This is a genomic window from Lactobacillus sp. M0390, from assembly GCF_016102085.1.
Lineage (GTDB): Bacteria > Bacillota > Bacilli > Lactobacillales > Lactobacillaceae > Lactobacillus > Lactobacillus apis.
Map to the genome: position 1 here is coordinate 327302 of NZ_JACFPH010000001.1, position 16634 is coordinate 343935.

14 protein-coding genes are annotated in these 16634 nt (G+C 35.3%); 11 read left to right on the forward strand and 3 right to left on the reverse strand.

Going from position 1 to position 16634, the window contains the following annotated elements; translation table 11 throughout:
• The 6 genes from H3R25_RS01640 (at position 1) to H3R25_RS01665 (ending at position 5275) form a co-directional block, all read left to right on the forward strand.
• On the forward strand, positions 1 to 411 hold the full coding sequence (locus tag H3R25_RS01640) for a PTS sugar transporter subunit IIA (protein WP_198194078.1): 411 nt from the start codon (positions 1 to 3) through the stop codon (positions 409 to 411).
• Positions 404 to 889, forward strand: coding sequence for a PTS sugar transporter subunit IIB (locus H3R25_RS01645; protein ID WP_198194080.1), 486 nt, complete (start codon positions 404 to 406; stop codon positions 887 to 889). The genes H3R25_RS01640 and H3R25_RS01645 overlap by 8 nt, the downstream gene beginning before the upstream one ends.
• A gap of 13 nt (positions 890 to 902) precedes the next feature.
• On the forward strand, positions 903 to 1721 hold the full coding sequence (locus H3R25_RS01650) for a PTS sugar transporter subunit IIC (RefSeq protein WP_198194082.1): 819 nt from the start codon (positions 903 to 905) through the stop codon (positions 1719 to 1721).
• Positions 1714 to 2553 (forward strand): PTS system mannose/fructose/sorbose family transporter subunit IID, encoded by an 840-nt coding sequence (locus H3R25_RS01655; RefSeq protein WP_232354528.1) that lies wholly within the window; start codon positions 1714 to 1716, stop codon positions 2551 to 2553. Before H3R25_RS01650 ends, H3R25_RS01655 begins: the two co-directional genes overlap by 8 nt.
• 69 nt (positions 2554 to 2622) lie before the next feature.
• Positions 2623 to 3948 (forward strand): family 43 glycosylhydrolase, encoded by a 1326-nt coding sequence (locus H3R25_RS01660; RefSeq protein ID WP_198194084.1) that lies wholly within the window; start codon positions 2623 to 2625, stop codon positions 3946 to 3948.
• Between the two features lie 238 nt (positions 3949 to 4186).
• Positions 4187 to 5275 carry a PTS sugar transporter subunit IIC gene (locus H3R25_RS01665; RefSeq protein ID WP_198188785.1) on the forward strand — a complete coding sequence of 363 codons (1089 nt, stop codon included), beginning with the start codon at positions 4187 to 4189 and terminating at the stop codon, positions 5273 to 5275.
• Positions 5276 to 5374: 99 nt separating this feature from the next.
• Here H3R25_RS01665 and pgmB read toward each other — a convergent pair whose 3' ends face one another.
• The 3 genes from pgmB to H3R25_RS01680 are packed head-to-tail and all read right to left on the reverse strand — an operon-like array spanning position 5375 to position 10550.
• A complete protein-coding gene (pgmB, locus tag H3R25_RS01670) occupies positions 5375 to 6034 on the reverse strand; it encodes a beta-phosphoglucomutase (protein WP_198194086.1) in 660 nt (219 codons plus the stop codon).
• Positions 6015 to 8831, reverse strand: a complete 2817-nt coding sequence (locus H3R25_RS01675; RefSeq protein ID WP_198194385.1) for an alpha-L-rhamnosidase — start codon at positions 8829 to 8831, stop codon at positions 6015 to 6017. The genes pgmB and H3R25_RS01675 overlap by 20 nt, the downstream gene beginning before the upstream one ends.
• Positions 8832 to 8846: 15 nt before the next feature.
• Positions 8847 to 10550, reverse strand: a complete 1704-nt coding sequence (locus H3R25_RS01680; protein ID WP_198194088.1) for a glycoside hydrolase family 3 protein — start codon at positions 10548 to 10550, stop codon at positions 8847 to 8849.
• 149 nt (positions 10551 to 10699) lie between these two features.
• Here H3R25_RS01680 and H3R25_RS01685 point away from each other — a divergent pair, with 149 nt between their 5' ends.
• The 5 genes from H3R25_RS01685 to H3R25_RS01705 all read left to right on the forward strand — a co-directional run bounded on the left by H3R25_RS01685 (position 10700) and on the right by H3R25_RS01705 (position 16618).
• Complete coding sequence (locus H3R25_RS01685) at positions 10700 to 11710, forward strand: AraC family transcriptional regulator (RefSeq protein WP_046306617.1); 1011 nt, start codon at positions 10700 to 10702, stop codon at positions 11708 to 11710.
• Between the two features lie 168 nt (positions 11711 to 11878).
• Positions 11879 to 13153 (forward strand): PTS sugar transporter subunit IIC, encoded by a 1275-nt coding sequence (locus H3R25_RS01690; RefSeq protein WP_109715374.1) that lies wholly within the window; start codon positions 11879 to 11881, stop codon positions 13151 to 13153.
• Positions 13154 to 13155: 2 nt separating this feature from the next.
• On the forward strand, positions 13156 to 14574 hold the full coding sequence (locus tag H3R25_RS01695; protein WP_198194090.1) for a glycoside hydrolase family 1 protein: 1419 nt from the start codon (positions 13156 to 13158) through the stop codon (positions 14572 to 14574).
• An 11-nt stretch (positions 14575 to 14585) separates the two neighbouring features.
• Entirely contained in the window at positions 14586 to 14903 is a 318-nt protein-coding gene (locus tag H3R25_RS01700) for a PTS sugar transporter subunit IIB (RefSeq protein ID WP_198194092.1), read from the forward strand.
• 248 nt (positions 14904 to 15151) lie between these two features.
• Positions 15152 to 16618, forward strand: a complete 1467-nt coding sequence (locus tag H3R25_RS01705) for a hypothetical protein (protein ID WP_198194094.1) — start codon at positions 15152 to 15154, stop codon at positions 16616 to 16618.
• Positions 16619 to 16634 lie beyond the last annotated feature (16 nt).

Below are 16634 nucleotides of genomic sequence, written 5' to 3' on the forward strand. Positions count from 1 at the left end.
ATGAGGAAGTTTGTTTTAGTTAGTCATGGGTCATTAGCGCAGGGAGTGAAAAACTCCGTTGAAATGATTAGTGGAAAACAAGACAATTTGTATGCTTTTTGTATGCAGGAAGGAGAAAGTCCAGCAATTTTAAAAGAAAAGATTTCAAATTTTCTTGAGCAAAATAAGAAAGGAGAAATTGTTTTCGTTTCAGATTTTCCTGGAGGAAGCGTGAATACAATGTTAATGAATTTTTTGGATTGTGATAACGTTTTTTTGGTATCTGGGATGAACTCAATGCTTGTGCTTAATTTGCTGTTAAGCCAGGCAAAAATTGATGTTTGTCTTGATAAAGCCATTGAGGCTGGGAAAGCAACTATAAAAAGGATAGAAATTGTTGAAGAAGATCAGGAGGATGATTTTTTTGATTAGTATATTACGAGTAGATGACAGATTAATCCACGGTCAAGTAGCTGTTGTATGGAGTCATTATTTAGGCGTAAATCGAATTATCGTTGCCAATGATGAAATTTTGGATAATAAAGTTCAAATAATGGCTTTAAAAATGTCCGTACCTGATGGAGTTAAACCATTTTTTGTTAGTGTTGAACAAGGAATAAAATTGATGAACAATCCGAAGTCAGCGAATCTAAAGATTATGGTTGTAGTCAATAAACCAGCTGATGCACTAAAAATTGCACAAAGCGTTCCTAATATACCGTTAATTAACCTTGGCAATTACGGACGAGTAGGAGCAGAAAATATGAAAAATAAGAAACAGTTAAGTAAGAATATTTTTGTTACAGAAGATGACGAAAAAGTACTGAAGGACTTAATTGCAACTAATATAAAAGTAAACGTTCAGCCTGTTCCAAGTGATCCTGATGTACAGCTGTCTAGTTTAATTTAAGGGAGGTAATTTTATGTTAGTACCAGCTTTATGGGTAGCCCTTATAATGTTTATTGGAAATTTTTCCGACTGTGGTATGTCTGACCCGATGATTAGAAGGCCACTTGTTATGTCAATGCTTGTTGGTCTAGCCTTAGGTGATCTAAAAACAGGTATTATTATGGGAGCCTCACTAGAGGTTATTTTCCTAGGCATTAGTGGAATTGGTGGTGCAATGCCATCTGATTCAATGACAGGATCGATATTTGGAACAGCATTTGCAATCTTAAACCATCAAGGTGTTGCAGTCGCACTTTCCTTAGCTGTCCCAATTAGTTTGTTGGCAGTTTTTGTTAATCAATTAGTTATTTTCATTCGTGGTCTTTTATTAAACTTTTTTGAAAAGTATGCAGATGAAGATAATATCAAAGCAATTGAGCACTTACAGTACTTGAGTATTATTGGTGGCCCCCTTGTATATGCCATTATTGGTTTTTTAGGTATATATCTTGGTTCTGGTTCAATTTCGGCACTAGTACATTCTATCCCTGCAGTTATTATGAATGGTCTTACAGTATTAGGACAAATGTTACCAGCATTGGGAATTGCACTTTTACTAAATATGATTTACGAAAAAGGTAACATGATTTACTTATTACTAGGATTTTTATTGGCTTGTTACTTAAAATTGCCGATTATTGCCGTTGCACTTATTGGCATAATCCTAGCAGTTATTCTTTCTTCAATCGATAAGAATATTTTGGATGTAAAAAATCTAGTAACTTCAAGAAAAACAGTTACTGAAAAAAGGAACAAAGATGATACATTAGAGGAGGATTTTTTCAATGACTAAAGAAAATGTTAGTTCTGTCCAAGATCAAGTTATGGATAAGAAGACTTTCAAACAGATTTTCTGGCGATCATTTCTTTTACAAGGATCTTGGAATTATATAAATGGTGCTGGTGTTGGAGCATTATATATGCTTTTGCCATTTATTAAGAAGCTATATCCTAATCCAGAAGATAAGCCACAGCGTGTTTCTGCATTGAAAAGAGGATTAGCATATTTCAACATTACTCCTGCTATTGCTCCTTTTCCAATGGGAATTGCAGCCAGTATGGAAGAACAAAACAAGAAGCTAGATGAATTTGATGCAAGTTCAATAAATGCAGTAAAAGCAAGTTTAATGGGGCCTCTTTCAGGAATAGGTGACTCACTATTTTGGGGAACAATTAGAGTTATTGCAGCAGGAATAGGAATCAGCTTAGCAAAAGAAGGCAATATTCTTGGACCAATTCTATTTCTAGTTATTTACAATATTCCAAATCTACTTGCTAGATACTATGGCTTGAAATATGGTTATGAACTTGGTGGAGACTTTATTCAAAAAGCTTATGAAAATGGTTTGATGAAAATAATTACTAAAGCAGCAGGTATTTTAGGTATGATCATGGTGGGAGCCATGACATATAGTACCGTTACTTTAAAAACAATTTTGAAATTCAAAATGGGAAGTATGACCTTTAATTTACAACAAATTTTAGATCAAATTATGCTTGGTATTATTCCATTAACTGTTACGCTTTTGACCTTTTTACTAATAAGAAAAAAGGTTAGTGCAAACAAAATAATTTTGTTAATGGTGATTTTATCTTTTGCTCTGAGTGCTTTGAAGATTTTCTAGTCATTTGAGAAGGTAAGGTATATGGAACAATACTTATTTAGACCAGATAATTGCTTTTTTGGGGATTGCATGCCTTTTTATCAAAAGAAGGACAACCAATTTTATTTATATTTCCAAAAAGACACAAGAAGCCCTATTCCATTTGGTGATCCTTTTGGCTGGGAACTTGCTACCACTAGTGATTTCGTTAAATATAAAACATATGGCGAAGTTCTGAAAAAAGGACAAGAAGATTCCGAAGATCAGTTCATTTATGCTGGTAGCGTATTTGAAAAACCTGATGATAAAATTAGTGCTTACTATACTGGATATAATCGAAATTTTGTTAGTCAAAATAGACCATCACAAGTTTTGCTGAAAGCTTCTAGTACCGATGGTATTACATGGACTAAGGAGGGGAAAGCAGATAAATTAGCTCCACAGGAAGGTTATGATCCAGATAATTGGAGAGATCCAAATGTTGTATGGAACGAAGAGACAAATGAATATCTTTTGATTTTGGGTACAAGATTGAAATCTGATGTTAAGAAAAAGACTGGTAGACTAGTTTATTATACTTCTAAAGACTGTAAAGATTGGTCATTCAAGGGGGATTTTTGGACACCTGATTTATATACAATGATTGAGATGCCTCAACTTTTTAAAGAAGGGGATTGGTGGTATTTAGTCTATTCAGAATACGATCTTGAAAAAACTACTCATTATGTAATGAGTAAAAAGATTATGGGACCATGGATTATTCCAGAACAAGATACTTTTAGCGGTCGTGCATATTATGCTGCGAGAACTGCTACTAATGGAAAAGAAAGATTTCTTTTTGGCTGGGTTCCATCAAAAGAGGCAGGAAAAGACGAGAATAATTATTTGTGGGGTGGAACTTTCTTACCTTTAGAAGTAAAGCAAAATAAGATTGGTGAATTGGATGTTGCAATGCCACATAGGTTAAAAGCAGTTGTTAAGGAAAAAGTGTCATTTCATCAACAAGAAATTTCTTCACCATTTAGGCGCTCAGAAGTACCGCTAATTGGTGGCATATCATCCAAAAGCTTTTTGTTAAAAAACAAAATTTCATTTAAACCATCAACTAGAAGTTTTTCTATAATTTTTTGCGAGAACCCAGAAACCGGAGAAGGATACGAGTTTAATATTGATCTTAAGCGGCAAGAACTATCTGTAAGAAGAACACCAAACTTACGTTGGTATCAAATGCTTAATATTGGTTTGACGAGACAAGTTAAATTAAAGCCAGAAACAGATTATGAAGTGTCATTATTTGTGGATGATACTGTTGCAGTTATGGAAATAGCAGGCACAGTCTTAAGCTGTCGTATTGAAAAAAATAACTATCATGGGTTATCACTGGCTGTTGTTGATGGATCGGTAACAGTTAAATAAGTGATGAAACTGAACTTTTGAATAGAGCTTAGTTTTTATTACATAACAAGCTAATTTTATGATTCGGCTAATTAATTTTTAATTTTTCCTTTATTTTTAAATTTATCATGTTAAACTATTGATAATATCTTTGAATGGGAGGAAAAAAGAATGCAGCTGAATTCAAGCCGTTTTTACTTGCAACGAATTATTTTTAAATGCAATCAACATTAAAAATTAATTCGAAGGAGTATTTCTTATGGCTGACACAACCACAACAAACAAATTAACAATCAAAACATTTTTTAACAATATTCTGGCAGGAACTGCAACTGGGATCATTGTTGGTTTGATTCCTAATGCAGTAGTAAGCGCAATTTTAAAGTTATTTGGGCAGAATGCAATTACCGCCAGTATCGGTCAAGCATTACTGATTTTCCAATGTGCGACACCGCTGTTGATTGGGGCACTAATTGCAATCCAATTTAAAATGGTTCCGTTGGATGTAGCTATTGTAGCTGCAGCAGCATATGTCGGATCAGGCGTAACTAAATTTGTTCCGCAAATTGTCAATCCAGCAACTAAAGCACAAGGTGTGTTTGTTTCTGCTGGAACTGGTGATTTGATTAATACTATGATTACTGCTGGTCTAACTGTTTTTCTACTATTAATGGTAGGGGAACGTTTTGGATCAGTGAAAATTGTAGCTGCTCCGATTATTATTGGAGTTGGCGCAGGCTGGATCGGGTTATTAATTTTACCTTATGTAAGTAAAATTACCACTTGGTTAGGAACCGTCATTAATTCATTTACTGATTTACAACCAATTTTAATGTGTATATTGATTTCCTGCATGTTTAGTATTTTGATTGTTTCACCAATTTCGACGGTTGCGATTGGCATGGCAATTCAATTAAACGGGCTTTCAGCTGGTGCTGCAGCTATGGGTGTAGCAGCAACGACAATTGTGCTAGTTGTTCATTCTTGGCGCACAAATAAATCAGGGGTAACAATTGCAATTGCGTTAGGCGCAATGAAAATGATGATGCCGAATCTATTTAGACATCCAATTATTCTTCTGCCCTCACTAATCACAGCAATTGTGTCTGCAATACCTGTCGCATTATTCCATGTATCTGGGACTCCTGCATCAGCAGGATTTGGTCTTGTAGGCATTGTTGGACCACTGGCTTCAATGGATGCAGGTAAGTACAGTTTGAATTTCATAATGGCACTGCTTGTTTGGATTGTTATTCCAGCAATTGTTGCAGTAATTTGTCGCTTTTTATTTGAAAAAGTGCTTCACATCTATGACGAAAAAGTAGTTTTTGCTTATTTAGGTGAATAAAAAATAAAGAAATAGCCAATTTCGGTAAGGAAATTGGCTATTTTTGTTTGATTTGATTTTTAGCTAGTTTTTTAATTCAAAGGGTAGATATAAGTTGTTTTAATTATGCTTTTTCCATGCAGCTTCTATTTGCTCATAGCTTAATTTGGAGGTATCAGGATAGAGCAAGTAGGCTTCGCTAAGTTCATTTTCATTACCGACACCTACTGAAAAGGCACCTGAAGAGTTTATTGCTTTAATTCCAGCGATTGAGTCTTCGATTCCAACACATTCTTTTGGAGATAAGTTAATGGCATCTGCAGCGGCGATGAAAATGTCGGGTGCTGGTTTTCCTGCTGCAACTTTGCTGGGATTTGCAATTGCATCGAAAGTACTAATAAGCTCTAATTTTTCTAGTATATAAGGACCGTTCAAGCTTGCAGAAGCTAGTGAAAGCTTAACATTATGTGCCTTAAGTTCAGAAATAAGTTCAGATATTCCAGGTAGGATATTAGCAGGGGTTAAGTTGGCTAATAACTCACGAAAAACATCATTCTTTTCTTCAGTCATTTTGTTAAATTCAGAATCAGTTACTTTAATGTCTAAATAGTTCAGAATTGCAGTAAGTGAATCAGCACGACTTACGCCTTTAGTTTGGACTTCTAATTCATCAGGTAATTCGCGATTAAAGTGGTCTTTGATGAGTTTTCGCCAGGCTTGAAAGTGGTAAACCGAAGTATCGGCAATTACACCATCAAGATCAAATAGTACGCCCTTCATTTAAAAACTTCCTTTCACTAGCCAATGGAGTTTCTGCTAAAACAGCTTTGATGTTAGCGAAATCTTCATCGGAGATATTAACAAATGGTAACATTGTATTCATTTCAATTAATGAACTTCCACCAAATGTGTCAAGGTTATTTTGATCTTGTAAGAAACCAAAGACACCATTCAGTGGTGACAATTTTTCTACTAATTCAGAATCTGCCATAAGGTCTTTGGCTGGCATATCAATGTTGTAGTATTCGATATAGCTAGAACTTGGAACATAACTGATAGAATATTGTCCACCAGTTAGCTTAAGTGGCAGACTAGTGGCTTCACCATTAAGCTGAACTTCACCAGTAGCACGTGGTAATTTCACTGTTACTTGTTGACCAAATGGAGTATTCAGGTTGAGCTTGATTGTGTGTTGTTCATCAGTTTCAAGTTGGTATTCAATTTGAAGATCACCGTATGAACTTTCATAATGACCTTGAACATGCTTGAGACGGTAATCAAATTGTGGTGCCAAAGTGACTTCTTGATAGCCATTTGTTTGAGAACTGATTCCAAGTACTTGCTGGTAAACCCACTGCATAATCGCACCAATAGAGTAGTGGTTAAGTGAGTTCATTCCTTCAGGATTCATTGAGCCATCAGGCATAACTGAATTCCAACGTTCCCAAATTGTTGTTGCACCTAAATTAACTGCATAAAGCCAACTTGGGAAGTCTTCATTTAAGAAGATTTGTGTTGCAAGCTTGTGTTCGCCATTTTCAGAAAGAACACGACAAACAATTGGTGTACCAACAAAACCAGTCTTTAGATGGTTATTATCTTTACCAAGGCGAGTAACTAGGTCTTTAACGACACGTTGCTTTTGCTCATTAGGTACTAAATCAAAGGCTAGAGCCAACGCATAAGCTGTTTGTGTATCAATTGATAAACGTCCAGTTGCAGTAATATATTCGTTAGAAATAGCTTTTTTAATTGCTTTAGCTTGTTTTGAGTACTTAGCAGCATCATCGCTAAAACCAAGTATTTGTGCTGTCTCAGCGACAATAGAAGTAGAGTAGTAATAGTAAACAGAAGCAATGAAGTCTTCATCAGTTTTACCAGTTGGCATTGCTGGATTTTCACCATCAAGTGAAAGCCAGTCACCGAATTGGAAGCAACCTGTCCAAAGGTTCTTAGTTGAAGTATTTTTACCAATCCATTCAACCCAAGCTTTCATGCTTGAGTAATTTTGACGCAAAATAGCAGGATCATTATATGCTTGGTAAACAGTCCATGGAATAATTGTTGCAGCATCACCCCAAATTGCAGCGCCACCGCTACCATTACCCATTGCTGGAGCATACATTGTGAGCATGCCATCATGAGCATTCTGTTCGATTTGCATATCACGTGCATATTTCTTAAAGAATGCATAGGTATCCATGTTCAAAACGGCTGTTGCTGAAAATACATCTGCATCACCAGTCCAACCAAGACGTTCATCACGTTGAGGACAGTCGGTAGGGACATCAAAGAAATTACTCTTTTGACCCCAAATTACGTTTTGCAAAAGGCGATTGACTTTCGCATTATCTGTTGTAATTCCGCCAGTAGTTTTCATATCGGAGTAAATGACTGCTGAGCGAAAATCTTCTTTCTTAAGTGGCTTGGTATTACCTGTAACTTTTGCATAGCGGTAACCATAGTAAGTAAAGTGGGGACGAACCCATTTTTCTTTACCACCAGAAGTATACTTGAAGGCGGCGCGGGCTTCACGAAGGTTGTCCCGGTAAAAATTACCGTTTTGTAAAATTTCCCCAACTTGAAGTTCAATTGTTTGTCCCGCAGGTTCATGATTGAAAAGCTCAGGCCAACCTGCATGATTTTGGCCAAAATCTAAGACAGTTTCACCAGCAGGAGTTTGAATGATTTCTTTAACTGGTAAGTATTCTTCAACTTTAAGTGGCAAGCTTAAACGATCATGCAAAATTTCTTTAGAGTGATCAATGATTACTGCTGGTTCCCAACCAGTAATTTCTATCGTGTCATCTAAGTCCTCACCGTAGTAAATTGCTGACTTAGTAACTTTTCCCGAAGTTGTTTGCCATGAATCATCTGTGTTAATTACTTCTTCAGTCCCATCAGCAAAGGTTAAATGCAGTTCTGCAATGGCCATTTGACGATCACCATAAATATTTTCTTGACCGCCGTCAAAGCCGAAGTTTCCTTTATACCAACCGTCGCCTAGAGAAATCAATAATTCATGCTTTGGTGTTTTTTGTAAAAAACTAGTGACATCATATGTCTGAACTTGGGTTACTTGATCATAGGCAGTTACACCAGGCGCAAGTAATTCATCACCAATTTTTTCGTTGTTGAAGTAAACTTCGTAAACACCTAAACCAGTCATGTAAAGACGTGCACTAGTAATTTCTTTATCTAATGCAAATTCTTTTCTTAACAAAGTATTTTGCAAATCCTTGTTACTGTTTCCAATCCAGTTAGCTGAAAATGGTTCAGTTATTTTTCCAGTTTCGAAAAAACTATCCTTAGTTATTTCATCGCCGGCATTTTGAACGGAAACAGACACTGTATAGTGGGTACGAGGTTCTAACTCGATTGCAAAATCAAAAAAGTTATTGTCATAGTTTTGCCAATCAGAGTCGTAAACAACTTCATCGGTTTTTATAATGACTCTTTTTTTGGTTTCCGTCATAGGTTTAGAGCTATTTACACTAAATTCAATATGTAAATGGTTATCTAAGTCAAAACCAAGTGGAGTGGTCATATGGTTAATTGAAATTTGACTAATTTCGATCATTTTTAGCTCCCTTTACAAGCGTGTGTCAAAACGACCACAGAATGGATCAACTGGGTTAGTACCAATGAATTTTTCTTCGCCGGTCATCTTTCTTAGCAATGCATCAATGGTAACGTCATTACCTGTATATGCGTTGACGTAAGTTGAAACCATTGGAATATCGAAGAGGTGATATGGGTTGCAAGTTGAAACAAAAACAGTTGGAATGTCTTTCATGAACCATGGAGCATCGGCAGCCATTAAGTGAATCCAGTCAAGACGGGTAGTGGTTTGATTAGAAGCAGTTTCAACGTTAGCAACGTAAAAAGCTAAGTCAAATTGGTCTTTTTCGTATTGAACACCACCTTCAAATACTTCTTGGAAGTTTAAGTGTTGGCGATCAAAGACAGTAACTTCAAAGCCTTTTTCTTCAAGTTTTTCCTTAAATTTAGCAGTAACCTTGCCACCTTCTTTAAAGCCACCGTCATCGTTGTCACCTAAAACTACTAGGCGAACACGAGGATATTTTTTAGGTGTAATTGGCAACAAGTTGTCACGATCTTTAACAAGGGTAACTGATTCAGCTGCAACTTTAGCAGCTAACTTTTCATGTTCAGCAAGCTTTAAGTCAATGTTACTTGAAGTAGGTTCACAAAGTTCACAATCAGTGTTCATAACACCTTGTGCTATCTTAGTTCCGATAATTCTAGTAACAGCTTCATCCACTCTGTCCATTGAAATGGTACCGTTAGCCACTGCATCAGTAATGAACTTGTAATCTTCGTCAATGTCTTTGTTGAATAAGATCATGTCGATTCCTGCGTTAATTGTAGCTGGTAAAGCTTCAGAACGTGGCATGATTGCATTGTAACCAATCATTGGAGTAGCGTCCGTAATTGTTAAACCGTTGAAGTTTAAAATGTCGCGAAGCAAGCCATCAATTAACAATTTGGAAGTTGAAGCAGGATGCAAGTCTTTATCTTCAATTCCTGGTTGTAATTTTTGCTCCCAAGCAGGTTGCATAATGTGAGCAATCATAATACTTGGCAAGCCATTTTCGATTAAGTGATGGTATATTTCACCGTATGATTCCATCCATTCATCAGCAGAAAGTGAATTAATCGAACTTAAAAGGTGTTGGTCGCGTTCATCAACACCGTCACCAGGGAAGTGTTTAGCAACAGGAATAACGTGATTAGCATTAAGTCCTTCGATTTCTGCATCGGACATTTTAATTACACGGTCCTTGTCACTACCAAAAGTACGTGAGTTCATAATTGGATTGCGGAAGTTTAAGTCAAGGTCAACAATTGGTGCAAAAGACATATTGCCACCAACTTGTTTTGCTTCATAACCTGAAACATCACCGAGGTTATATGCGTTTTCTGGATTATCAGTTGCCGCCACTTGAAGTGGACGCCCAACCCAAGTACCTTCATTAACCAAGCCATTACCACCAGCTTCAAGGTTTGCGGCAATTAATAGTGGAATATCACTTGCTTCTTGTGAAGTGGCAATTTCATGTTGCAATTTTTTGGCAGCGTCAGGACGGTACATAATTCCGCCTGGTTGGTACTTTTTAATAAATTCTCTTAAATCTGTGTTTTCTTCGTCTGCCCCAATAACGAAAAACAATTGTCCAATTTTTGCTTCCGTTGACATACTTGCTATTTTTTGCTTTACAAAGTCGATTTGTGAAGCAGACAAGTTATAGGGCTTCTTCGATAAGTCTGTCATATTTTTTCTCCATGTGTTATAAATATAAAAAATGATCCTATTAATTAATTCTAGTCTTATGTTGGTATTTGAGCTATTGCCAAAAGTCATAAATACTATGTTGATTTCACAGGTTTATTTCAAAGTACTTGTGAACTGGAGGAACGGAATTGAAAGAAAGAGTTTTAAAAGTACTTCGGAAAAATAATTCACCTAAAACATGGAAAGATGTATTGGAAACTGTTAAGAAAAATGGCAATCTTACAAAAAAAATTGGTAATGTAGGCACAGAACCAATATATCGTTTTTTTGATACATATTCAGATAATTTAACCTTGAATAGTAATTCAATTTCGATTGCTGTTCAGCCAACAGAATCATTTGTGCCTTTCCACGTTCACGACTATATTGAAATCATGATTCCACTAAATGAAGATTGTGTAGTTGTTCTCGAGCACTCAGAAGTAAAAGTTAACCAAGATGATTTGATTTTTATGGGTAATCGAACTATTCATAAAGTTAAGCCTATTAGTAAAAAGGGAATAGTTGTCAATATTGCATTGCGCAGTTCGGCTTTTTCTCTAAATGAGCTGGATTATCTAAAAAATCAAAAAAATGGTTCAAATATTTCGAATATTCTGTTTTCATTGCTATCTGATGAAGAATATGGTGAAGGAAGGTATAGTTTATTCAAAACAAAGCATAATGCAAAAATCAAAGAGCTTGTATACGATATAATTTATGAATATTACTATCCTGATATACAGTCAGATCAGCTTATTAGATTAGAAATGTTGACCCTTTTTTCAAGATTAATTCGACAAACTGCAAACTCAGAAATAAAAGTAACAGATTATCATAAAAAGAATAATAATTTGCTATCATTACTTCTATATATTGAAAAGAACTATAGCAATATTACTCTTCAAAAAATGGCTAAGAACTTTGGCTTTAATCCAAACTATCTTTCTGACTATTTGAAAAAGCAAACTGGTAAGACTTTTATTCAATTAGTACACTTGCAAAGAGTTAACGTAGCAGCAGAGTTTCTCACATATACAACAGCTCCTATTGAACGTATCGCAAATCAGGTGGGGTATGAAAATCCTTCCTACTTTTATAAGATATTTAAGAAGTATTTTGGAATTTCACCTGCCGAATATCGTAATAAAAATAGTTAAGAATATAGCTGATATAGTATCTTGTCAGCTTTTTTTGTATGTGTTATTTTTGCTAAAACTGGGAAATGGATATAATTCTTCTGTTTTTTGGCTATGGTTAAGAGATAACAATATGAATATACTTTGTTTAAAATGAAAGCGATTAAGCTGATAAGGAGTATTTAAGAAATGAAAAAATTTCAAGAGTGGCTAGAAAAATATCTAGTTCCGTTTTCAAATAAGCTAGGACAAAATAAGGTCCTACAAAGTATTTCATCTGGAATGGTTATGACACTGCCAGTGACAATTGGTGCGTCTATTTTCTCTATTTTTGCCAGTTTTCCAATTAAACCTGTAGCAGATTGGTTTGCTAAAGTTGGTATTACACCATCCATGACTGCTATCGTTAACGGGACAATGAACATTTTAGCTGTTTTCATTGCCTTTACAATTGCTTATGACTACGCTCAAAAGTCTAAGGCAAACGGTGTTGTATCAGGTCTATTAAGTTTGGCCAGCTTTTTCATTTTGATGCCGCAAGTTATTCCAGGCAAAACGCCAATTAATGCGTTTAAGATTAACTATTTAGGCAGTGAAGGTATAATTGTTGCTATTTTGCTATCAATTTTAATTGGTGTTTTCTATGTTAAGTTAAGTAGAAACAAGAAGTTAACAATCAAATTACCTGATTCGGTTCCTAGCATGGTTAGTTCATCTATTGAACCTTTAATTATTGGAATTATTATTTTTGTTGGCGTATTTATTGTAAGAGCTATTTTTGACTTTTCACCATTTGGAAATGTTTTTGACTTTGTTAATAAGCTAATTACAACTCCATTATTACATGTAGGTGGTTCACCAATTACATTAATTTTAATTATGGTGTTATCTAACCTATTATTTACCTTTGGTATTCATCCAGCTGCTATTCAGTCGGTTATTATTCCAATTGTAATTTCAATGATGGTAGGTAGTACGCCAGCATACCAAGCTGGTAAAACTATTCCATATTTAAGTAATTTAGTTGTATTTTCATTTGCAAATAATGATGCTGCTGGCGCTACACTGAGTTTAGTTCTAGTTGCGTTAGTTTTCGGTAAGTCTAAGCGTTACAAGGAATTTTTCAAAGTTTCAGCTTTACCAAATATTTTTAACATCAACGAGCCAATCATTTTCGGTATGCCGATTGTATTAAACCCAATTATGTTTATTCCATTTATTTTATCTAGTTTTGTATCTAGTGGTGTAGCTTTATTAGCTGTTAAAATTGGCTTCATTACTAGTTACAATCCAAGTTTAGGAATGGGTATGCCTTGGACAATGCCTAAATTAGTTGCTGATGCTATGATTATGGGCTGGCAAGGTGCAGTTATTTGGATTATCAACTTTGCATTAATGTGTGCAATCTATCTTCCATTCTTTAAGGTTGCAGACAAGCAAGCATTAGAGGAGGAAAGTAAATAAAAATGAGCATTCAAAAGCAGCTCAAGGACGATTTTCCAGCTGACTTTTTGTGGGGAGCAAGTACTTCAGCTTTTCAGGTTGAAGGTGCAGCTAATGAAGACGGTAAAGGCGTTACAGTTGCTGATTTACGTTCACAGAAAAGTAAGTATATAGATACTTCAGTTGCAGCTGATCATTATCATCATGTTGAAGAAGATGTAGCCTTAATGGCTGAGCTTGGCCTAAAAAGTTACCGTTTTTCAATTTCTTGGGCACGTATTTATCCTCATGGTAATGATGAGGAACCAAACCAAAAGGGCATTGATTTTTATAATAAGCTAATCAACTTATTGGTTAAAAATAAAATTGAGCCGATAGTTACATTGTTCCATTTTGATTGTCCAGAAGATTTGGTTAAACAATATGGTGGATGGGCTAATAGAAAAGCCATTGATGATTACTACCGCTATGCTAAAACTGTTTTTGAACAATTTGGCGACCGTGTAAAATACTGGTTAACTATCAATGAACAGTCTCTAATTGCCAATGTACCAGCGATGAATGGAATTAACGACACCGATATGCATCGCTTAAGGGAAAAAGGCGAGAATTCAAACTACAATATGTTTTTAGCTCAAGCTAAGGTTTACTCACTGTGTCATAAAATGTTTCCTAATTCCAAAATAGGTCCAGCTGTATCATATATGACCAATTTCCCTTACGATCATACTTCTGCTAATGCATTAAAGAGTAAGTCAATGGAAGATATGATTTCCTTTATTGATATGGATGTTGCTCTTCGTGGTGAATTACCGAGCTATTATTTACGTTACCTTAAGGACAGCAATATAACACTTGATGTACATGAAGGTGATGCTGAAATATTGCAAAATGGAAGAGCTAATTTCTTAGGCCTAAACTGGTACTCAACTTCAGTTTTCAAATTAAGCAATGAAGAAAGCCCTAAAATGCTCGATGGTGTTATTTCTAATGTCGAGAAGGTTAGGGACGATCGTTTAATGAATTCTGAATGGGACTTTTCATACGATCCTGTTGGTTTACGCTTTGCCTTGCAAAAGGTTAATGATCGCTATCCAAATATTCCAATTATTATTACAGAATGTGGTTGGCCAGAACGAGAAGAGCTTGAAGATGGAAAAGTTCATGATTCAAAGCGGGTTAAGTACCTTAACGGACATATTTATGAATTACGTGAAGCGATTAAGGATGGCGTAAATGTGATTTCATTTAATCCTTGGTCATTTTTGGACTTATTAAGTGTTAACGATGGCATGGATAAACGATATGGCTTAGTCTTTGTTAATCGTGACAATAATTCTGAACGTGATATGAAGCGTTATCCAAAAGATAGTTTCTACTTTTATCAAAAAGTAATTGCCACAAACGCTAAAAATGTTACTAAATTAGAGATAGATGAATAAGGAGTTTTAATATGGCTGAAAAAACAATCATGCTATGCTGTTCTGCAGGAATGAGCACAAGTTTACTTGTTACTAAAATGCAAAAAGCAGCTGAAGACCAAGGAAAAGATGTGGAAATTTTTGCTTGTCCTGCAGCGGAAGCAGATGACAACCTTGCGCAAAACAAAATTGACTGCGTTTTACTTGGACCTCAGGTTCGTTATATGGAAAACGAATTTAAGCAAAAAGTTGATGGTAAAAACATTGGACTAGCAGTAATTGATATGCAAGCATATGGTATGATGGATGGAGCCAAAGTATTAGATCAAGCATACCAGTTAATGAGTTAATAAAGTATACTAGAAATTAATAAAAGGTTTGAACCCAGTTCAAACCTTTTTTTGTTTAGCTTAAAAGCTGGAATTAAAAAATGGCTACTCTAGTTTTTACGAATTATTCCGAAAGATGGGAAAAGAACAGCTATTTCCTGTTTTTTGGATATGGTCTGCTTTTAAATTTATACTTTATAATAAAATTATAATCGAAAGCGGATACATTGATAATTTGAGCATATCAGCTCAATAAGAGGAGAAAAAACATGTTAAATTTCAAAGTAGAGCAGAATGAAAAAACCAATTTTCCACATTACTGGGAAGTGTGCGTAGGGAGTTGTCATGCATATACCGCTTTGCGAGAAGATTATCGCGAGCAGCTAATTAAAGCGCATAATGAATTAGGTTTTAAATATGTTCGTTTCCATGGTTTATTTGATGACGAAATGAGTGTATGCATCGAAAACTTTGATTTTGAAGGTAATTCTCAGGGAATCACGTATAATTTTATTAATATTGACAAGATTATTGATTTTCTACTTCAAATAGGTATGAAACCATTTTTGGAATTGGGCTTTATGCCTTCATGTCTTGCGTCTGGCAATGGTAGAATATTTGTCTATGGTGGAAATAATTCAATGCCTAAGTCTGATAAAGTATGGGAAGAGTTGATTAGCCGTTTTATCAAGCATATCATTGATCGTTATGATGAGTCAGAAGTAGAAACCTGGTTCTTTGAAGTTTGGAATGAACCAAATTTGCCACTGTTCTTTTCTGGCTCACAGGAAGATTATTTCCACCTATATGAGATGACGGCAAGAACAGCTAAAAAGATTGATAGTAAGCTTAGGTTTGGAGGGCCAGCAACTTCATACAATTCTTGGATTCCTGAAATGATTGACTTTTGTGAGAAAAACAATGTTCCACTTGACTTTGTTTCTACTCATCATTATCCAACAGATGATCCATTATGGAAGAGTGGATTGGATATTAAAGAGTTTTTTAAGCAAACAGGTGGAAAAGAGACAGACTATCATCGTGGCATTTTAAAAGAAATGACTGCTAGAACAAAGCAAGAGTCTAAAAATTATCCTTTATATTATACTGAGTGGAATGTCTCGGCTATGCTTGGCGATACAATTCATGATGAACCATATGCTGCTGCAATGGTCGCAAAAACTTTAGCAGATAATGATGGTTTAGTTGATGGTTATTCATTTTGGACTTTTAGTGATATTTTCGAAGAACAATCTCAAAAGCCAGGTGTTTTTCATGGTGGATTTGGTTTACAAACAGTTGATGGAGTTGAAAAGCCAGTTTACCGTATATTTGAAATTTTCCATGAGCTAGGAACAAAGAGAATTAAAGTGGAAAATGATACTGAAAGTACTGCTGAAATTTTAGCTGTTCAAAAAGGGAATGACTTACAAGTCTTAGCATATAACCATAATGTTCCAAGTGAGCCAATCGAAACTGAAGAAGTTAAAATTGATTTAGGAACGGATAATGCATATGATGCATGGATCGAACGAATCGATTCCAATCATGCCAACCCAATGAAAAAGTGGGAAGAAATTGGAAAACCAGAATATCTTAAGCAACCTGAAATTAATCAGTTAAGAGAAAGCTCTAAATTGCAGAAAGAAAACATTGAGATTAAAGAAGGACAACTGACACTCGAAATGCCACCACATTCATGTGCATTTGTTACAATTCCAGGATTCTTCAATTAATAATTTAAAAAGGCTT